Origin of the sequence: Paraburkholderia sediminicola (genome assembly GCF_046026895.1) — a bacterium.
Taxonomy (GTDB): Bacteria; Pseudomonadota; Gammaproteobacteria; order Burkholderiales; family Burkholderiaceae; genus Paraburkholderia; species Paraburkholderia sediminicola_C.
In genome coordinates, this window is the sequence record NZ_JAQQEU010000023.1 from 42,311 (window position 1) to 61,738 (window position 19,428).

Below are 19,428 nucleotides of genomic sequence, written 5' to 3' on the forward strand. Positions count from 1 at the left end.
CCACGCCTCGAATCCCTACACGCCCATGAGCGAAACCAGCCCACGCCTGTTCATTGTCTCGCCCCATTTCGACGACGCCGTCTTCAGTTGCGGCGCGTTGCTCGCTGCGCATCCCGACGCGGCGGTCTGCACGGTATTCGCCGCGCCGCCCGAGCACGACATGCATACCGCGTGGGATGCAAAATCAGGCTTCGCGAGCTCCCGCGAGGCGGTCCACGAACGCACGCTGGAGGACAACCGCGCGCTCGAGATGCTCGACGCGATTCCGCTGCGCATGCCGTTTAGTGACAGCCAGTATGCCGATTCGCCGTCGATCAGCAAAATGGCGGCGGCGCTCGAGGAAACGATTTATCGCAGCACCGCGAACACCCTGCTGATGCCGCTCGGCCTGCATCACGACGATCACGCGCGCGTCTTCGAAGCCTGCTGCGAAATCCTGCCGCGGCTCTCGCATCTGGAATGGTTTGGCTACGAGGAAGCGATTCACCGGCGCACGCCCGGCGTGGTGCAGGCGCGGCTCGCCGATCTCGCGCAGCGCGGCATCGTGGCGACGCCGGCTCATCCGAGCGCGGGCCATACGATCGACCTGCAACGCCGCGCGCAACTCAAGCGTGAAGCGGTGCATGCGTATGCCAGCCAGCTGCGCGCGTTCGGCGCGGGCAACTACGACGACATCTTCGCCACCGAGCGTTACTGGCAGCTGAGCGTGGGCCGTCGCACGAAAAAGTAAGCGGCGAAGCGCGGCGGAAACGCCTACGCTAGAAGTGACATTGCCAGCGCCCGGTCGAGCAGCATCGCCCGCACCCGGCGCAGTTCAACTACAGGGGATGCAATGAGCTACGACATGCATACCAGTCCAATTCCCGACCCCAACGCCGATCCGAACCGCGATCCGGAGGCCGACCCGCTGGTGCCGCCGTCGCCGGGCCATCACGTCGAGGAGCCGCAGCGGCCCGATGGACCGCCGGACAAAGACCCCGTGTGAGGGTTTCGCGCCGGGCGGCTCGTGCGACGCGGACGGCGCTTGAATCAGCGCGTCAGTTCGCTAAAGCCCTGCAGCAGACAGTCGATATCGGCGGGCTGGATATTGCCCATCGTCGAGATGCGGAACAGTTCGGCCGACAAGCCGCCCTGCCCTGCATAGATGACGAAGCCGCGCGCCTTCAGCGCGTCGTGCAGTTGCGGATACGCGATGCCGTCCGGCAGCCGGTAAGCGCGCAGCACCACCGACGACTGCTGCGCCGGCAACACGCTGCCGATGCCCCGCTCGGCCAGCCCCGCCCGCGCCTGTTCCGCAAGCGCCGCATAACGCGCGTGACGCGCGCGCCAGCCGCCTTCGTCGGCGAGTTCGCGTAGCGCTTCGACGAGCGCGTAGTACGCGTGGACCGACGGCGTGAACGGCGTGTTGCGCTGATCCTGCAAACGCGCGAGCCGCGTGAGATCCAGGTAGTACGTGCGGCTTGCCGCCCGCGCGAGCGCGGCGCGGCGCACCAGCACGAACGACGCGCCCGGCACGCCATGCAGACATTTGTTCGCGGTGGCCGCGACCGCGTCGAGACTGCTATCGGCGAAGTCGATCGCTTCGGCGCCGAAGCTGCTCACGCCGTCCACCAGCAGGCGCACTCCGTGCTCGCGGCAAAGCGCGCCGAGCGCCGCCAGTTCGTTCAGACGGCCCGTGGTCGTTTCGTGGTGAATCACCGCGACGTGCGTGAACGCCTTGTCCGCAGCGAGGCGTCCGGCGACTTTCCCCAGGTCCGGCGCGTGCATCCAGTCGTGCTTCAGCGACTCGTGCGCGATTCCGTACTGCGTGGCGATCTGCGAAATGCGCTCGCCGTACACGCCGTTTTCCACCACCAGCAGTTTGCCGTTTTGCGGCACCAGCGCGGCAGTCATGCTTTCGACAGCGGCCGTGCCGGAGCCGGTCATCAGCACCGCCTGCCATTCGCTGGCGTCGAGTCCGTAGAGATCGACGAGACGCGTGCGGGCCTCTTCCTGCAAGTCGAAAAACTCGCTTTCGCGATGGCACAGGTCCGTCTGCAACAGGCTGTTGCGAACGCGTTCGGTGAGCGTCACCGGGCCGGGATTGAGCAGCAGCATGGAGGCTCCTTTCAGGCGGCGCCGATGTGGCGCATCAGGCGCGTCTTCACATCGGGCGGAGTGATGGTGGGACGCGGCAGGCCCTCCGGCGTGCCGCGGCGAATCGCGAGGCGCGCGAAGCGCGGCCCGTCGGCGAGCGGCGTATTGAAGAGCTCGTCGATCACGGCGGGGTCGTCGCTTTCAACCGCCGACGCATAACCGCACGCGGCGGCCACCCCCGCAAACGAGACTTGCGGCGACACCGTCGCCTGACCGCCGGTCGAGTCGTGCGCGCCGTTGTCGAGCAGCACGTGCGTGAGATTGCCCGGACCGTACGCGCCGAGTGTCGCGAACGCGCCCATGCGCATCAGCGCGGCGCCGTCGCCGTCGAGCGCGACCACGTGCAAGTCGGGACGCGCAAGCGCGAGACCGAGCGCGAACGCCGTCACGCAACCCATCGAGCCGACCATGTACAACTGGTTCGGACGATCGTCGATCGCGTAGAGTTCGCGTCCGCAAAATCCGGTCGACGCCAGTACCACGGTCGAGTCGAGCGGCGTGTGGGCAATCACTTTCTTCAACGCGTCGTGACGCGAAGCCAGTTCGTCCGCCGCGACATCGCGGAACTGCGCGCGCGGCGCAACCGCCGCACGGCGCGCGCGTGAGCCGCTGACTTTCAACTGGTACGGCGCGACGCTGCCTTTTTGCATCACGAGCGCGTACGGGCGGCCGGTTTCATCCATGTGCGCGATCGCGCGATCCAGCGCCGGACCGATCGCGTCGGCTTCGGTCGGGAAGGTCTCCCACGGAATCTCCATCGTGTCGAGCATCGCGGGCGTGACGGGTCCCATCAGCGCGTGCTGCGGTTCGTCGGCGACACCCGGCTGGCCGCGCCACGTGACGATCAGCAGTTGCGGCAGACGGAAGGTCCACGTGAGCGAGGTCAACGGGCTCACGGCGTTGCCGAGCCCGGAGTTCTGCATCATCGTGACGCCGCGCCGGCCGTTGCGCGCGCCGAGCGTGACGCCCGCGATCAGCGCGACCGCGTCGCCTTCGTTGGCCGCCGACACGTACTGCAGCGACTCGTCCTGCAGCACGTAATTGATGAACGGCGTCAGATACGAGCACGGCACGCCCGCGTACCAGTCGAAGCCGCGTTCGCGCGCGGCCTCGACGAATTGTGCGGCTTCGATCATCGCGTGGCTCCGTTCGTGGTGTTCCTGGTGTTCTTCGCCGCGTGGCCGGTCGTGGCCGCGAACGGCGCTTGCGCGTGCGCGAAATCGCCGGCGCGACGGAAGTCATCGAGATCGTTCACACCGCGCCAGTGGCCATGCACGTATTGCACCTCGATCGCTTCACCGGCTTCGATCAACGCGTTCAGCAGCGCGGGCATGTCGAGCGAAGCGAAATCCGCGCGCGCCCGCAAGCGGCTCATCACCGCCTGGAGCCGCTCGCGGCCGGCCTCGCGCACGTTCAACAGACCGACCCAGCGGCCATGCGGCGCTTGCGATGCGATCGCCGCCGACGCGTGCTGCCCGCTCGACACGTGACGCAGCAGAACCTTGTTGCCGAACAGACCCCGGTCGTCGCCCGCCGAGCACCACGCGAAATCGCGCACGCTGGCGTTTTCCGTATCGGTCAGCGACGAATCCACCACCACGCTGAACGCCGCTTCGCTCTCCACCAGATCGCGCAGGATATAGCTGCGGAACAGCAGATCACCGTACGAGATGACCGTATCGCTCGCCAGATTGTCGAGCGCGCACGCGAGCGATGCGAGTTCGCCCGTCTGCGCATGCTGTTCGTTGACGACGAGTTTGATGCCCGCCGTGTCGATCGCATCGGCGCGATAGCCACCGACCACCGTGATGTCGTTGACGCCCTGCTTCTTGAATGCGTCGACGAGCCAGCGCAAGAGCGGCTTGCCGGCGATCGGCAGCATCACTTTCGGGCGGTCTTCGGTGACGGCTTCGAGTCCCTTGCCGCGGCTCGCGGCGAGCACGACGGCGGCGCCGGCCGCGCGGCCGCTCGACAGATAGCGGTCTTCGGCTTCCGAGTATTCGTCGGCGTCCTGCAGGCGGAAGATTTCGTTGACGGCGGCAATGCTGTCTTCGACGTTGACGAGCGTTTCGCTCGAATGGATTTCCTTCGCGACGGCCTGCATCGCCGAGGTCGCCGCGCGGATCAGATGGTTCGCCCAGATCACCGTGCTGATGCCCGCTTCGCGGAACACCTCGGTCGGCGTGCTGTAGTACTTGGTCGGCACGATCACGAGCGGACCGCGGCCGGCCCACTCGCGCGCGAACTCGAGAATTTCATCGGGGCGTGAGAGCTTGCTGTGAATCAGAATCGCGTCCGCGCCCGCTTGCCGATAGGCTTCCGCGCGGCGCAGCGCCTCGTCCATGCCCCAGCCCGCGATCAGCGCCTCGACGCGCGCCACGATCGAGAAGTTTTCGTCGGACTGCGAATCCTTGCCGGCTTTGATCTTGCCGCAGAACTCGTCCATATCGGCAAGCGGCTGCGCTTCGCCGTTGATGAAGCTGTTGGTCTTGGGGAACTGCTTGTCTTCGATACAGACGCCCGCAATGCCGCGCTGTTCGAGCTTGCGCACGAGACGGCGCACATTGTTGAAGTTGCCGTAGCCGGTGTCGCCGTCGAGCAGGATCGGCAGATCGCTGGCGTCGGCCATGAATTCGAGCGTGTCGACCACCTGGGTCCAGCTTGCTTCGTTATTGTCGCGCACGCCGTATTGGGCGGAGATCGCGAGGCCCGAGCCCCAGATCGCCTTGAAGCCGGCTTCACGGACGATTCGCGCGGACAGGCCGTTATGGGCCTCCATCATGAACTCGAGTTCGTTGCTGACGAGCATCTGGCGCAGGCGCGCGCTACGGGACGCGGCGATAAAGGCGGGTTGGCGGGCATTCATTTTCTTTACTCCGGAATGGCGGGCTTATTGGTGCTCTTTTGCCCGGCTGGCGACTGGAAAATGGCGACTATAGCGGAATTTTATTTATTCGTCTTTTCGCCGACCCGAGTTTTTGCGCGTTGCGGTTAAGTGGAAAAATGTGCTGTTTTTTGCATCCTCCCAATACCCGAAGTATTTGGTATTTGATTGGCGTTTCGTGGCGTATTGACATAGATCATGCCAGGCAATGGCTGGCGCGCTTTTCAAATGAATTCGACTTCTAAATCGTCGGAGCGGAATTGAATTCCCAACACGCGGCTTTAGGGACGCCCGGTAACTAATCCAAACTTCCCGGTTTTTCTCGGGCGCGAATAAAACCGGCAATCGGAAACTAATAAACATTTTTTCCGCGAATCATTAAAATATATAACCAAGCCGAAATTCCCCTATAAATCAGACGAATAACAAACGAAAACAGCGGGTTTCCCCTGCCTGCGGAGCAAACACCGGCATGCCGTAAACACAGTGAGCAACAAGCCAATCGCCAAAAGCGAACTCAACACCGATCGATCCCCTTGCAAAAACAAAGCTCATTGCTATGACTCTGAACAAAAAACTGGCTTCCATGATTGCCGTTCTCTGGATCGGCCTGATTCTGATCGGCGGCTTCGGCGCATGGCAAAACCGTGCGTCGATGATCTCGGACCGCCGTGATCAATTGGCCGCCCTGATCGATCAGGGCAACCACATCGTCGCCCGCTACTACACGCTGGCCCAACAGCACACGCTCTCCGAAGCCGATGCGAAGCAGCAGGCGCTCGACATGCTGGCGGCCATGCGCTACGGCAAGGACGGCTACATCTCCGTCAACGATTCGCAGCCGGTCATGCTGATGCACCCGTTCAAGCAGGAACTGGTCGGCAAGAACCTCGCGCAGTTCGCCGACCCGGCGGGCCACCATCTGTTCGTCGATATCGTCAACGCGGGCAATCACGACGGCGGCGGCTTCATCGATTATCTATGGGCCAAGCCCGGCAGCGAACAACCGGTGGCCAAGACGAGTTACTCGGTGCACTTCGCGCCGTGGGACTGGTACCTCGTCACCGGCATGTACATGGACGACGTGCAAAGCGCGTTCTACGCCAATCTGTTGCGCTGGCTCGCGATCACGGTGACGCTCGGCGCCATCGCCACGGCGGTCATGCTGCTGGTGCTGCGCAGTATTCGCCGCTCGCTCGGCGGCGATCTCGAAGTGGCTGTCGAACACGCGCAGCTGATGGCGCAGGGCAATCTCGCGGCGCGCATGCCGGTCGCCCCGCACGACACCGGCAGCCTGCTGCATGCGCTGCAGACCATGCAGGCCGGTCTGGTCGAAACGGTGTCGCGCGTGCGTCTGGGCACCGAGAACATCAACGTCGGCGCGACCGAAATCGCCGCCGGCAACACGGACCTCTCGCAACGCACCGAGGAACAGGCCGCGGCCCTCGTCGAAACCGCGTCGAGCATGGACCAGATGACCGTCAACGTGAAGCAGAACGCGGACAGTGCGATGCAGGCCGCGCAGCTCGCCGGCCAGGCCGCGGACGTCGCCACGCGCGGCAGCCGCGTGGTCGACGACGTGGTGCGCACGATGGGCGAGATCACCGCCAGCTCCAGACAGATCGGCGACATCATCGGCGTGATCGACGGCATTGCGTTCCAGACCAACATTCTCGCGCTCAACGCGGCCGTCGAAGCGGCCCGCGCCGGCGAACAGGGACGCGGCTTCGCGGTGGTCGCCGCCGAAGTGCGCAGCCTCGCGCAGCGCTCGGCGACGGCGGCCAAGGAGATCAAGGCGTTGATCGAAACTTCGACGGATACCGTCGAAACCGGCGCGTCGCTGGTCGCCAACGCGGGCTCGACGATGGGCGAGATCGTGCAGTCGGTGCGTCGCGTGAACGAAATTCTCGAAGAGATCAGCAACGCTTCGCGCGAGCAGAGCGCGGGCATCGAGCAGGTCAATCGCGCGGTCGGCGAAATGGATCAGGTGACGCAGCAGAACGCGGCGCTCGTCGAACAGGCCGCGGCCGCGGCTCATTCGCTGAAGGACCAGGTGAGTGTGCTGCGCGAGGCGATTGCGAGTTTCGCGTTGCCGGCTTTAGGATTGAGGTGACGCTAAAGAGCAGCACCTAAAAAAGAAGGCGCTCGACAAGGCAGTGAGCGCCTCTTTAACACGCCGCGTCGGAGTCGACGCATTGATCGAACGAATCAGCCGCGCGGATTTTGCAAGTCCGCGCGGCTTTTTTGTTTCTCGGCATGCAGCCGTTCTGTATCTCACGCCTCGTCTCGCCACGCTCGCCGCACGCGGCAAATGCTTTCCGAAGTCCCATCGCGCAACGGCTGCGTTCCGCCCCGCGGGAGGGTACGACCCACGCTGACCCGGCCACGCGCAAGCGCGGCTCAGTCGAGCCGGCCGAGCGCTCGTGTCATGCTGCTGCATCTCCTGCATTTGCCAGTGAGCGTTGCCGGAGCCACCACCGACGCGCCGATGAGCCTACGCGGCGGCAAGCAACGCTTCGGCCTGCGCCTCGGCCGGCACCCTCAGCATTGCACTGGGCAGCGGCACCTTGCACGCCGCGCTGCCTGCCACTCTCCGCTTGCATGAAGCTCGCATCGAGATTACGTTCTAATTACAATCCGGACACGGCCAAGGCTGAACACGAGCCCGCCGTCGTCGTCTCGGCCCACGCGACATTTGCCAACTCAAGCCGTTCGCCGCCGATCCGGCCGGCGTAGATGCAAGTTAATCGAGTCCGTTATCCGCACCCAATGACCCAGAAAAAATCGCAGCCGCATGATCCGTACGCGCCCGTCGCGAAGAACCCGCTGCTGGCCGCGCGTTTGCCCGCATGGCGTTCGAAACTCATCGTCCTGCTGGTGTTCGGCGCGTTCGCCACGCTGGCCGCCCGCGCGTTCTGGGTCCAGGTGGTGAACCAGGACTTCTACGTCGACCAGGGTCAAAAGCGCTATCAGCGCACCATCGAACTCGACGCGACCCGCGGACGGATCGTCGACCGCAACGGCTCGATGCTCGCCGTCAGCCTCGCGACGTATGAAATCTGGGCGTCGCCGAAGCTGATCGACGCGGCCGCCGTCGCGCCGCTGTCGAAGCTGCTCGACCTGCCGCTCGCGGAACTGCACCGGCGTCTGAACGGCGACAAGACTTTCGTACTGCTCAAACGCCAGGTGGACGCCGACACCGCCGCGCATCTATCCCGCCTGGGCCTCGCCGGCATCACGCGGATCGCGGATTCGAAACGCTTTTATCCCGAAGGCGAGTCGGCCGCGCACGTGGTCGGCTTCACGGATATCGAGGATAACGGCCAGGAAGGCGTCGAGCTGGCCGCCAACGAGCAGTTGCTCGGCGTGCCGGGCCAGCGCGAGGTGATCCGCGACCGGCTTGGCCGCGTGGTGTCCGAGACGCGGCCTCTGGTGCCCGCGCGAAACGGCGACACGATCCATTTGACGATCGACCGGCGCATCCAGCAGCTCGCGTACGCGCAACTGAAGGAAGCGATTGCGAAACATCACGCTGAAGCCGGCAGCGTCGTGGTGCTCGATGCGCGCAACGGCGAGATTCTCGCGCTTGCCAACTACCCGAGCTTCGACCCGAACGACCGCGCCCGCCTGACCGGCCGCCAACTGCGCAACCGCGCGGTGGTCGACACTTTCGAACCGGGCTCGACGATCAAGCCGGTGGTGGTCGCGTTGTCGATCGACGAGGGCAAGGTGCGGCCGCAAAGCGCGATCGACACCGCGCCCGGCTGGTACAGGATCGGGCCGGCCGTGATTCACGACACGTCGAATCACGGCGTGATGACCGTTTCCGAAGCGGTGCAGAAGTCGAGCAATATCGCGCTCGCCAAGCTCGCGCTGAATCTGCCGGCCGAGATGATCTGGACCAAATACCAGCAATACGGGCTCGGCCTGCGGCCCGTACTGAGCTTTCCGGGCGTCGCGTCCGGCAAGGTGCGTCCGTACAAACGCTGGCGCCCGATCGAACAGGCGACCATGGCGTATGGCTACGGGCTGTCAGCCTCGCTGCTGCAGATCGCGCAGGTCTACACCGCGTATGCCGGCGACGGCACGATGCAGCGCGTGAGCCTGCTGCGCGATGCGACGGGCGCCGCCGCGCAGCCGCCGTCCGCCGATCGCGACCTCGCAGTGACGAAGCCGGCCACCGCGCGGGCGATCCGCGTGATGCTGGAAATGGCGACCGGCGAAGGCGGTACGGGACGCGCAGCGGCGGTGAAGGGCTACCGGATCGGCGGCAAGACCGGCACGGCGCGCAAACAGGTCGGCGCGGCTTACGCGAAGAACCGCTACCGCGCGCTGTTCGTCGGCATGGCGCCGATGAGCGACCCTCGGCTGATCGTCGCGGTGATGATCGACGATCCGGCCGGCAAGGGTTTTTACGGCGGCACGGTGGCCGGGCCGGTGTTCAGCGGAGTGACGGGCGGCGCGCTGCAATTGCTGGGAGTGCCGCCGGATGCGCCGGGCGTTTGAAGCACGTTTGCAGCGCCTGGCACGACGATCGCGATTCATGCAGTGTTTTGTGGCAAATCAGCGGCCAAACTCAGCGTGCCGCTTCATCGCTGCCCGCTTTCACCAGCGCCTCGACGCGATTGCGCCCGTTGTGTTTGGCCTGATACATCGCGCGATCGGCTTCCTCCATCATCGCGCGACCGAGCGAAACCGCGTCGGCCGGCGCACCGCCCGCGATGCGCGCCGCGACGCCGATCGACACGGTCAACGCAATGCGTTCGCCATGACCGTCCTGCAGATCAAGTCGTTCGACCGCCAGCCGCACACGTTCGGCGACGATAAGCGCATCGGCCCGATCGCCTTGCAGCAGCGCGGCGAACTCTTCTCCGCCGTAGCGCGCGACGGTATCGCCGAGCCGCACCTGCTGCCGCACACAGGCCGCCACTGCCGCCAATGCACGGTCGCCGCTCCGATGACCGTAGCTATCGTTGATGCGTTTGAAGCTGTCGATATCAATTAAAAGACACGATACCGGCACTCCGTAGCGCGCCGCGCGCATCAGTTCCTCGCGCAGCCGCTCGTCGAAATAGCGACGGTTGGCGAGGCCCGTCAACGAGTCGGTCATGCCGAGCTGCTTGAGCCGCTCGCGATGCGCGACGTTGTCGAGACTCGCGGTCACGATGCTCGCGAAGCGCTCCAGAATGTCCGTGGCCATGCCGTCGCCGAAACGCGACGGGTCGTCGCTGCCCAGACACAGATAGCCGCTGACGGTGTCGCCCGCCGCAAGCGGCAAGAGGATCGCGCTCGTCGGCATTTGCGCGGCGGCGAAGAATGCGCGGCCCGCGCCGTCGTCCAGTTCGGTCGGCCTGCCAAGCCATGGCCGGCCCTCTACGCACAGACCTTGCGCGGCGAGTCCGCCCTCGCGCGAAGCCTTCAGGCGCGGATGATCGAGCGCCCGCAAGGCAATCGGTTCGAGTAGTTCGAGCAGCATCGGCGCGCGGTCGTCGAGCCACAGCGTCACACTCGCCAGTGAGAATTCCTGCGGCAGATGATTAAACAGAATGTCGAGGAACGACGCGAAATCCTGCGCGCCGATCAAACGCAACTCGACGTTCTGGAAGCGGCGCAAGGTACGCTCGTTGTGCTGCACGGTGTCGACTAGCGAGCGAAGCCGGTCGGAGAGCGGCGTTTGGGCGAGATTCGTCACGTTATGAGGATGCAGGCCCGAAGGCGAAGCGGGGTAGCGGCCCCAACCGTCGTAATAACGGCCGATGCGCAGAGGTCTTGAGGGCCGGTTCGCGGCGCAGGCCCTTGCCGCCTCTTAAGTTTGGCTTAATTCTTCCCTGCAACCATGGCGCACACCATCCCCTGTTGGGCCGCCAGAACATCGGCGGCACTTTTTTAAGGGGTATCGACGACGCGCCGAAAGACGAGCTGCACGCCCGCCAAGAAGGAGTCAAACCATGGTTGAAGAGACAGTATTCGAGCATCTGCGCGCCATGCCCGGCAACGATTGGGTTCGCCAGATCCACTCATGCAAGGTCTCGGACCCGCTGCAGCCGCCTTGGGGACGTTCGTACCGGCTCGTCGAATGGACCATGAAGCACACGCCCGAATCGAGCCGCCGGGTCGTCCCCGCGGAGAGCACACCGCTCGAAATCGCTCAGGCCGTCGTCTCACACGTTCCCGGCCGCCGTTTCTGCCAGCACGGCGACGACTAACATTCACCCACCTCCGGCTCATTGATTGCGCTAGCCGCGCGACGCGGCCAAAGCGCAATACTCCAGCGCATCGTCCAGCCGGTCATTGCCCCAGAACATTTCATCGCCGACAAAAAACGTCGGCGCGCCGAAGATGCCTTTGGCCGCGGCCATGCTGGTCTGCTCGCGCAGGCGCAGCTTGTTCGCTTCGCTTTGCGCGTCGGCGATGATCTGTTGCGCGGACAAGCCGAGTTCGTCGAGTGCTTCTTTCACTACCTCTGCCGAACCGATGTCACGGTCGTCGGCGAAATTCAGTTGCATGACCTTGCGGCAGTAGGCGGGCATCCATGGCTGATCCGCGCCCAGCAACGCCACGCGCATCGCCAGCAGCGCGGCACGTGGAAAGACCGTGGGACGGGTGAGCGCGAGACCGTATTTGCAGCATTGGCGTTCCATGTCCCTCCACACGTATGCGCCCTTCTTCTCCTGCAACACGAACGGCGAATTGTCGAAGCCGAGGTCGCGAAACACGGGGCCCAGCAGAAATGGGCGCCAAAGAATCCGCACGCCGTGTGCCACCGCCTGTGCGTCGATGCGCATCACGCTGAGGTAGCTGTAGTTGCTACCGAAGTCGAACCAGAACTCGATTTCCGGTCCCGGTGCAAAGGTGTTTGCAATCGATGACACCGCGCCAGTCATAGTGGCCTCCGGATCCTATGCGGCCTGCTCGGCCATTCGCTGCCGCCGAGGCACTGCGCCTTTGCAGTGCTTAACAGTTGCGCGGGACCGTTCTACCTATGATGTGCCCCTTCCCGCGCCACGTAGACGGTTCACGCCATGAATTATCCGCACGACATGCTCACCGCCACCTGTCTTTTCATCATCGCAGTTTCTTCGTTCGTCCTGCTCACGTCATCGTGGGCTCACTAAGGCTTGCGTTCGCAGCCCTTGGTGAAAACTCGCGGACACGGTCGACATGATTTGGTAAAAAGACGGGATATACTGTACATAAACACAGTATTTTTCGTCTGAGCAATGCGTATTCCACCCTTCGGCCCACCCACGCTCACCGAATTGCGCGCCTGGTGGCGCACGCACGACACGCAAGCGGTGCGGCGGCTCATCCTCGAGATCCAGCGGCAGCGGCTCACGCTGCTGGAACTGCGCAACCTGATCGACAGCGGTGTCCAGCAGGCCCGTCTGGCGGACCGCGCGCTGGTCGAACGCGGCGAACCGTTGATGACGCTGCGCATCAGAATTGCGCAGGAAGTATTGCGCGTGGGCGATATCGACGACACCCGGCCGATGAGCCGCGCCCAACAGGACAAGCTCGCCGTTCGCACGCAAAGCCAGACGGCCTATACGCGCGAAGGGCGCCTGAGACGGCAGCGCCGCAATATCTGATCAGAGCGCGACTGCATTCGCCCGTCGCAGTACGAGGCGCTCGCGCCGACCGCTTAGCGCGTTTGCGTAGCCACGCGCAGGCCGAGCGAAATGAAGAGCACGCCGATAATCTTGTCCTGCCACCGAGTCAGCCACGTCAAACGCTTGACGAGTTTGCCCACCGGGCCAATGGTCAACACCAGCAGCGTCGTGTAAAGCGCGCTCATGCCGACGAAGATCAATCCTAGCGTGATGAACTGCGCAAACGTGGAACCGTGTTCGGGACGCACGAACTGCGGCAGAAACGCGAGAAAAAACAGCGCGGTCTTGGGATTCAACACTTCGGGGGGAATCGCCTGAAAGAACGCTTTCGCGGCCGATACCGGCGCCACCGCCGGCATCTGCGGGCTGCTCATCAGCTTCTTCTCGCGCAACGCGCGAACGCCCAGATAGACGAGATAGGCAGCGCCGACAAATTTCACCGAGTTGAATGCGAGCGCGGAAGTCATCAGCAACGCGGAAAGGCCGACCGCCGCGCCCAGCGTGTGCATGAAATCGCCGGCGGCAATACCCAGGCCGGTGAGAATGCCGGCCTTACGTCCGCCATGCACGGTGCGCGTCAAAACCAGCAGCACGGCCGGGCCCGGAATCAGAAAAAGCCCGAGCACGACGGCAACGAAAGTCCCCAACGTAGATAGGTCAAGCATGTCGTCTCCTTGACGCGCTGCATTCAATGGACTCGCGCGCGTTCAGCCGGGAATTGTAGACCAATGCGTGGACTTCGATCCGTACGTGGCGCGCCGACATCATGCCGTGGCGAAGCAACGCGCCAAGCCGGCGAAAAACGCGGCGCCTCCGGCAACGCATACGTGATGTGTAGAGCCGTGCGCGTGACGCGGCAGCGATCCGTTACCATGACGAGCGGGAGCCGTTCGCGGCCTGCACTTTTTCATCCACTGAAGTCCTTGCCTTGCCCACCTACACTTTGCCCGCGGCGTTGAGCGCGGAACTCGAGATCCGCAAGAGCCGCTTCATCGCCTTTGCCATCCCAGTGGCCGACCGCGATGCCGCCATGGCCGAATTGCGTCGGCTGCGCGATGAACATCCCGCCGCGACACATGTATGCTGGGCGCTGCTCGCCGGTGGCCAGTCCGGCATGTCCGACGACGGCGAACCCTCCGGCACCGCAGGGCGGCCGATTCTCGAAGTGCTGCGGCACCACGATCTGGACGGCGTGCTGGCCGCCGTCGTGCGTTATTACGGCGGCGTGAAGCTCGGCGCCGGTGGTCTGGTGCGCGCGTACACCGATGCAATCGCTTCCGCTTTACTGGACGCGCCGCGAATAGAAAGGATTGCTCAAGTTTCGCTGGGCGTCGAAGTGAGCTATGCGGACGAAGCCAAAGTACGCCGATGGATAGATGCGCAAGGCTATGCGCTCGTGGATAGCGCTTATGCAATGCTGGTGAAGATGACAATCCGGTTACCCGTCAACGCGCTCGACGATGCGCAGCGAGCGCTGGTGGACATGACGCAAGGCAAGGCAGGATTCTTCTGAGGAAGCGGGAGCGTCTGCTCAAGCGCCGCTGGAATTCGATGCGTGCCTCGCTCAGGACGCCCATGGGCCCGGCCCGCTGTTACCATGCTGTTCTTGCAGAGTTGACTCCATTGAAAAGGGCTACGCCTCTGACCTCGATTGCCGCTTTTTCCAGCACAACGCCTGAGTCGCCGCAACCGGGCCTGCCTTTGCCGCGCTCGACCAGCGCCGCGCGCTCGCCGTTGAGCTCCACCATGCTCAAGGGCTGCGGCGCCGTCGCGCTGCCGTTGCTGCTGTCCGCGTGCTCGTGGTCGTGGTTCGGCCTGAACAGCAGCGCGCCGCGCGCGACCGCGCATCCTACCGGCTGGCTTAGCGTTGCCCCGACTCGCGACTTCGCCTACCTGCCCGCGCGCAGCGGACAAGTTTCGCCGAATCGCATCGAAAACACCGCGATGACGGGCATCGTGCTCAAAGACGATGTTGCCGCAACCGTGCGCAATAGCGTCGCGCGCAGTTTGCAGATTGCGGGCTTTCACGTCGACGACGGCAAGCGCGTGCTCAGCGGGAGCATCGAAACGTTCACAGTCGACGACGCGCGGTCGCCGGCGTTCTGGACGTTGAAGATGCGCTACGTGGTCACCGATACCGCTACTCGCACAGTCGTGTTCTCGACCACGAAGACAGTGAAACAGCAGTCGCCGAAATTCACCAATAGCATCATCGCGATTGAAGATACGGTGAAGCTGAGCGTCGATGCATTGATTGGCGATCCGGGGTTCGTCAAAGCCGTGAATTGAACGCACCGGCACGACGCACCTGAAAAACGCACAAGCGTTAAAGCTGACGAATTGCGACAGTCGGGCTTGGCTACAATCCGGTTAGACGTGTCGCGCCGTCTTGCCGCGCGATTCTTCAGAATCCTACGTTCGCGTTGCAAATCATCATGACCATCACCGCCTGGCTATTCTTCCTGCCCGCCTGCTTCGCGATCAACCTCGCCCCCGGGCCCAACAACCTGCTGTCGATCAACGTGGCGGCGCGTCACGGTTTCATGACGGCATTCGTCGGCGGCACGGGCCGGCTGGTCGCATTCGCGATGATGCCGGTGCTCGCCGCAACCGGACTCGCTGTCGTGCTGCACGCGTCGGAATGGATCTTTCTGGCGATCAAACTGGCAGGTGCCGCGTACCTGATCTGGCTGGCCATTCAACTATGGCGCAGCGATGCACCGGCCATCGACACCTCGCAACCGCAGGACGCTTCCCTCGGACGCATCGCGCGGCAGGAGTTTCTGGTCGCCGCGGGCAACCCCAAAGCGATTCTGGTTTTCACCGCGTTCCTGCCGCAATTCGTCGATGTCGCGAAGCCGATCCTGCCGCAATTCGCGGTGCTCGGCGCGAGCTTCCTGGTGCTCGAATGGGTGGCGGTCGCGCTGTATTCGTGGGCGGGGATGCATCTCGGGAAATGGTTGGTGCGCGCGAAGGTTCGGCGCTGGTTCAATCGCGTTTGCGGCGGATTTCTAGCCGCGATCGGAGTGAGTTTTTTGCTGGTGCGGCGGGGGTGAAGCCTCCGCGTCCATAAACAATCCCTAATGCTTTTGCCGACAAACTTTAACTATCTGCATTCGTCGCGCCCCTTTATGCTCGGACAGTGACCTGCTGCCGCGCACGGCGACTGCGGCAGCGGGCAAGCGGCTTTTCACAGTCACGGGAGCGGCATCATGAAGATCTGTATCTTCGGAGCGGGAGCAATTGGCGGTTTGATGGGCGTGCAACTCGCACGCGCCGGCGCTGACGTGAGTTTCATCGCGCGTGGTGCACATCTGGCGGCCATGCGCGAACATGGCGCGCGTCTGATCATGGACGGCGAGACTTTCAGCGCGCCGGTTCGCTGCACGTCCGACCCGCATGAACTGGGCGTACAGGACTTCGTGATCATCACGCTGAAGGCGCATTCGCTGCCCGGCGTGGTCGACGCGATGCAGCCGCTGCTCGGCAAGCACACGGCGATCGTCACCGGTGTCAACGGCATTCCCTATTGGTACTTCCATCAACACGGCGGACGCTTCGCGGGCACGCGCCTCGCGAGCGTCGACCCGGACGGCAGTCAATGGACCAAGCTCGGTCCCGAACGGGCGATCGGCTGCGTGCTGTATCCCGCTGCGGAGATCGTCGAGCCGGGCGTCATCAAGCATGTGTACGGCAAGAAATTTCCGATCGGCGAGCCGAGCGGCGAACGCACACCCCGCATTCAGCAGTTGCACGAAATCATGCAGGCAGCGGGTTTCGAAGCGCCGATTCGCGACAACATCCGCGACGAAATCTGGCTCAAGCTGTGGGGCAATCTGTGCTTCAACCCGATCAGCGCCTTGACACATGCCACGCTCGACGTGCTCACCAGCGACCCCGGAACGCGCGCGGTATCACGCACGATGATGCTCGAAGCAAAGCGGATTGCCGAACAGTTCGGCGTGCACTTTCGGGTCGATGTGGAAAGGCGGATCGATGGCGCGGGCGCAGTCGGCGCGCATAAGACATCGACGCTGGTCGACCTGGAAAATCGCCGCCCGATGGAAATCGATCCGCTGTTGACGGTAGTCCAGGAAATGGGCCGCCTCGTCGCCGAGCCGACGCCCACCATCGACGTGGTGCTTGCGCTGATCAAGCTGCGTGAGCGGATGGCATTGCAGGGCGATTGAACGGCGCGTCGCGACGTTCCGTTGTTCGCGGCATGCGCCGCAATGGAAAAGGATCGAACGCCGTACGCGTTCGATCCTTTTTCTGTTGACTCCGCTACCGGCGCTATTGATCGATCGCCAGCCACACCGCCTTCGGCTCGGTGAAGTTTTCAATCGCGACATCGCCATGCTCGCGACCGAAGCCCGAGTCGCCGGCCCCGCCCCACGGCAGACGCACGTCGGTATAGCCGTAGGTATTGATCCACACAGTTCCCGCCTTCAGGTCCCGCGCCACCCTGTGGACCCGTCCGATGTCCGCGCTCCACACCCCGGCCGCGAGGCCATACAACGTACCGTTGGCAATCCTTAGCGCATCGGCTTCGTCGTCGAAGCGAATCACGCTGGCAACCGGACCGAAAATCTCTTCCTGCGAAATGCGCATTTCGTGTTCGACGTTGGCGAACACCGTCGGCTCGACGAAGAAGCCGCGCTCGCCGATCCGGGAACCGCCGGTCACGAGCGATGCACCTTCGGCTCTTCCCGCTTCGACATAGCCGAGCACGGTCTTCATTTGCGCGGCGGAGATGAGTGGGCCCATCGACGTTTCACGCGCCGACGGATCGCCGATCTTGATCGACTTCGCGCGCGCGGCGAGGCGTTCGACCACTTCGTCGTACACGTCGCGATGCGCGAGGATGCGCGAACCTGCCGAACACACCTGGCCGGTATTGAAGAAAATGCCCGAGGCCGCGGCGCGCACCGCGTTGTCGAGATTGGCATCCGGGAAGATCAGGTTCGCCGACTTGCCGCCGAGCTCCAGCGTGACGCGTTTGAAGTTGACGGCGGCGCCTTGCAAAATGCCGCGCCCGACCGACGGCGAGCCCGTGAACGTCACTTTGTCGACGCCCGGGTGAGCCACTAGCGCATCGCCGACCACACGTCCCTTGCCGGTGACGATATTCAGTACTCCGGGAGGTACGCCCGCTTCGAGCGCCAGCTCGCCGATGCGCAACGCGGTAAGCGGTGTAATTTCGGCGGGCTTGACGATCAGCGTGCAGCCGCACGCGAGCGCCGGCGCGATCTTCCACATGCCGATCATCAGCGGGAAATTCCACGGAACGATAGCGGCGACCACGCCCACCGGCTCGCGCACGGTGTACGTCAATGCATCGGGGCGCGCCGGCACCACCTGGCCGTTGATCTTGTCGCACCAGCCTGCGTAGTATTCGAGTGTATCTATCGCGGCTGGGAGGTCCTGGCGCATCACCGCGGCAATTGGCTTGCCGGCGTCGAGACTTTCGAGTGCGGCGAGTTCGTCGAGATTGTCGCGCATCAGGCCGGCGAGCCGCGCCAGAATGCGGCCGCGCTCGGCCGCGCGGATCGAGTTCCACACCTTCAGCGCGGCGCGTGCCGCCTGCACTGCCGTATCCACGTCGGCGGCGCTGCCTTGGGCCACCAGCGCGATCGGCTCTTCGGTGGCGGGGTTGATATCGAAGGAATACTCGCCGGTGCCTGGCGGCAAGCGCTTGCCGTCGATCAGCAGATCATGGTGTCTGAGGTCGGTTGCGGTTTCCATCATGAAGCTCCTTGCGTGGATGTTACGTGGCGGACTGCCGGCGAAGGCGACTGAACAGAAGCGCCAGCAATCGAGGCCGACCCTAAGGCTCGTGCAAGACGGTGCGGCTTTGCGCAACGGACGTGCGCGAGACGGCTTGTGAAGGGGACGGCGCGGCGAACTGCGCCCAGGCCGCGGCAGCATTAGGTCGAAGGGAACGATTCCGGCGATGCACCAGCAACGTGGCGACGCTCACTTCCGGAACCAGCGGCCGGCTCACTAGCGCTGCACCCGGCGACGGCCAATGCGCATCGACCGGCAATACGCCGACGCCAAGGCCCAACTCGACCATTCGTGACACTGCGGCGACATGGCCAAGTTCCTGCAACGGCCGCCGCTTCAATTCATGCGCGTTGAACGCAAGTTCGAGCGCCGCGCGAACACCCGTGTCAGCATTCAGCGTGATGAGCCCCCACTCGCGCAACGCGCGCCATGCAATGCTGTCGTACCGGGCCAGCGGATGCGTGGGTGTGATCACCGCGTGCAGCGGCGTCGTGAAGACCACTTGCGCGTGCAGCAAATCGTGGTCGAACGGTTCGCCCAGCGAAATCACGCCGAAGTCCACCTCGCCCTGTTCCACACTCGCGAGCACGGCGCTTTGCGACTGATCCCTGACGGACACGACCAACTCCGGAAACGCCGACGCGCAACGCGCAAGCGCCTGCGCAACCCAGCCCGACGACAACACCGAATTGCTCGCCAGCACCACGACGCCGGTATGACCGTCGTAAGCCGTGCGCTCTGCGAGCAAAGTCAATTCGATTTCGTCGAGCAAGCGGCCAATTCTTCGCTCCAGACTTGCGCCCGCATTCGTCAGTTCAACCTGGCGTGTGGTGCGGTCGAACAGTTTCAACTCAACGGCGTCTTCAAGTTCGCGCACGCAGCGGCTTACTGCCGACTGCGTCAGATCGAACTCGCGCGCCGCGCGCGTGAAACTCCGCTCACGCGCGACGGCGACAAACACCTTGAGCTGCTGCAACGATACATTCATGACGAGACTGGCGGGCGCGAGCC

20 protein-coding genes are annotated in these 19,428 nt (G+C 63.9%); 10 read left to right on the forward strand and 10 right to left on the reverse strand.

The window, feature by feature from the left end; all coding sequences use genetic code 11:
• Positions 1-25 precede the first annotated feature (25 nt).
• The gene (locus tag PQR02_RS17945; RefSeq protein ID WP_408233503.1) at positions 26-730 is read left to right on the forward strand and encodes a PIG-L family deacetylase; all 705 of its coding nucleotides are present in this window, start codon (positions 26-28) and stop codon (positions 728-730) included.
• Positions 731-844: 114 nt separating this feature from the next.
• Positions 845-985, forward strand: coding sequence for a hypothetical protein (locus PQR02_RS17950; RefSeq protein ID WP_167335679.1), 141 nt, complete (start codon positions 845-847; stop codon positions 983-985).
• A gap of 44 nt (positions 986-1,029) precedes the next feature.
• On the opposite strand, the gene PQR02_RS17955 is transcribed toward PQR02_RS17950, so the two are convergent.
• The 4 genes from PQR02_RS17955 to PQR02_RS17970 all read right to left on the reverse strand — a co-directional run bounded on the left by PQR02_RS17955 (position 1,030) and on the right by PQR02_RS17970 (position 5,608).
• Positions 1,030-2,097 (reverse strand): 2-aminoethylphosphonate aminotransferase, encoded by a 1,068-nt coding sequence (locus PQR02_RS17955; RefSeq protein ID WP_408233506.1) that lies wholly within the window; start codon positions 2,095-2,097, stop codon positions 1,030-1,032.
• 11 nt (positions 2,098-2,108) lie between these two features.
• Complete coding sequence (gene aepY, locus PQR02_RS17960; protein ID WP_408233509.1) at positions 2,109-3,272, reverse strand: phosphonopyruvate decarboxylase; 1,164 nt, start codon at positions 3,270-3,272, stop codon at positions 2,109-2,111.
• Positions 3,269-5,002, reverse strand: coding sequence for a phosphoenolpyruvate mutase (gene aepX, locus PQR02_RS17965; RefSeq protein WP_408233512.1), 1,734 nt, complete (start codon positions 5,000-5,002; stop codon positions 3,269-3,271). Before aepX ends, aepY begins: the two co-directional genes overlap by 4 nt.
• 432 nt (positions 5,003-5,434) lie before the next feature.
• Positions 5,435-5,608, reverse strand: coding sequence for a hypothetical protein (locus PQR02_RS17970; protein ID WP_408233684.1), 174 nt, complete (start codon positions 5,606-5,608; stop codon positions 5,435-5,437).
• Here PQR02_RS17970 and PQR02_RS17975 point away from each other — a divergent pair.
• Positions 5,580-7,133 carry a methyl-accepting chemotaxis protein gene (locus PQR02_RS17975; RefSeq protein ID WP_408233515.1) on the forward strand — a complete coding sequence of 518 codons (1,554 nt, stop codon included), beginning with the start codon at positions 5,580-5,582 and terminating at the stop codon, positions 7,131-7,133. The genes PQR02_RS17970 and PQR02_RS17975 overlap by 29 nt on opposite strands.
• Before the next feature lie 656 nt (positions 7,134-7,789).
• Positions 7,790-9,526 carry a peptidoglycan D,D-transpeptidase FtsI family protein gene (locus PQR02_RS17980; RefSeq protein WP_408233518.1) on the forward strand — a complete coding sequence of 579 codons (1,737 nt, stop codon included), beginning with the start codon at positions 7,790-7,792 and terminating at the stop codon, positions 9,524-9,526.
• Between the two features lie 70 nt (positions 9,527-9,596).
• On the opposite strand, the gene PQR02_RS17985 is transcribed toward PQR02_RS17980, so the two are convergent.
• Complete coding sequence (locus tag PQR02_RS17985; protein ID WP_408233521.1) at positions 9,597-10,712, reverse strand: GGDEF domain-containing protein; 1,116 nt, start codon at positions 10,710-10,712, stop codon at positions 9,597-9,599.
• A 256-nt stretch (positions 10,713-10,968) separates the two neighbouring features.
• On the opposite strand from PQR02_RS17985, the gene PQR02_RS17990 reads away from it, so the two are divergent.
• Positions 10,969-11,226 (forward strand): DUF2866 domain-containing protein, encoded by a 258-nt coding sequence (locus PQR02_RS17990; RefSeq protein ID WP_408233524.1) that lies wholly within the window; start codon positions 10,969-10,971, stop codon positions 11,224-11,226.
• A 30-nt stretch (positions 11,227-11,256) separates the two neighbouring features.
• Here the strand turns inward: PQR02_RS17990 and PQR02_RS17995 are convergent, their stop codons facing one another.
• Positions 11,257-11,904, reverse strand: coding sequence for a 2-hydroxychromene-2-carboxylate isomerase (locus PQR02_RS17995; RefSeq protein ID WP_408233527.1), 648 nt, complete (start codon positions 11,902-11,904; stop codon positions 11,257-11,259).
• A 336-nt stretch (positions 11,905-12,240) separates the two neighbouring features.
• Here PQR02_RS17995 and PQR02_RS18000 point away from each other — a divergent pair, with 336 nt between their 5' ends.
• Positions 12,241-12,609, forward strand: coding sequence for a hypothetical protein (locus PQR02_RS18000; RefSeq protein ID WP_408233530.1), 369 nt, complete (start codon positions 12,241-12,243; stop codon positions 12,607-12,609).
• Between the two features lie 53 nt (positions 12,610-12,662).
• Here PQR02_RS18000 and PQR02_RS18005 read toward each other — a convergent pair whose 3' ends face one another.
• A complete protein-coding gene (locus tag PQR02_RS18005; RefSeq protein ID WP_408233533.1) occupies positions 12,663-13,295 on the reverse strand; it encodes a LysE family translocator in 633 nt (210 codons plus the stop codon).
• Between the two features lie 263 nt (positions 13,296-13,558).
• Between PQR02_RS18005 and PQR02_RS18010 the strand changes: the two genes are divergently transcribed.
• Positions 13,559-14,143, forward strand: coding sequence for an IMPACT family protein (locus PQR02_RS18010; RefSeq protein WP_408233536.1), 585 nt, complete (start codon positions 13,559-13,561; stop codon positions 14,141-14,143).
• Between the two features lie 79 nt (positions 14,144-14,222).
• Here PQR02_RS18010 and PQR02_RS18015 read toward each other — a convergent pair whose 3' ends face one another.
• A complete protein-coding gene (locus PQR02_RS18015) occupies positions 14,223-14,378 on the reverse strand; it encodes a hypothetical protein (RefSeq protein ID WP_408233538.1) in 156 nt (51 codons plus the stop codon).
• On the opposite strand from PQR02_RS18015, the gene PQR02_RS18020 reads away from it, so the two are divergent.
• From PQR02_RS18020 to PQR02_RS18030, 3 genes are all read left to right on the forward strand, one after another.
• Positions 14,377-14,919 carry a hypothetical protein gene (locus PQR02_RS18020; protein ID WP_408233541.1) on the forward strand — a complete coding sequence of 181 codons (543 nt, stop codon included), beginning with the start codon at positions 14,377-14,379 and terminating at the stop codon, positions 14,917-14,919. The two genes, PQR02_RS18015 and PQR02_RS18020, sit on opposite strands and share 2 nt — an antisense overlap.
• Before the next feature lie 146 nt (positions 14,920-15,065).
• Positions 15,066-15,686: a LysE family translocator gene (locus PQR02_RS18025; protein WP_408233544.1), complete on the forward strand. Its 621-nt coding sequence runs from the start codon at positions 15,066-15,068 to the stop codon at positions 15,684-15,686.
• Between the two features lie 156 nt (positions 15,687-15,842).
• Positions 15,843-16,820, forward strand: a complete 978-nt coding sequence (locus PQR02_RS18030) for a 2-dehydropantoate 2-reductase (RefSeq protein WP_408233547.1) — start codon at positions 15,843-15,845, stop codon at positions 16,818-16,820.
• 103 nt (positions 16,821-16,923) lie between these two features.
• Here PQR02_RS18030 and PQR02_RS18035 read toward each other — a convergent pair whose 3' ends face one another.
• A complete protein-coding gene (locus PQR02_RS18035; RefSeq protein ID WP_408233550.1) occupies positions 16,924-18,375 on the reverse strand; it encodes an aldehyde dehydrogenase family protein in 1,452 nt (483 codons plus the stop codon).
• 82 nt (positions 18,376-18,457) lie between these two features.
• Positions 18,458-19,405 (reverse strand): LysR family transcriptional regulator, encoded by a 948-nt coding sequence (locus PQR02_RS18040; protein ID WP_408233553.1) that lies wholly within the window; start codon positions 19,403-19,405, stop codon positions 18,458-18,460.
• Positions 19,406-19,428: the final 23 nt, after the last annotated feature.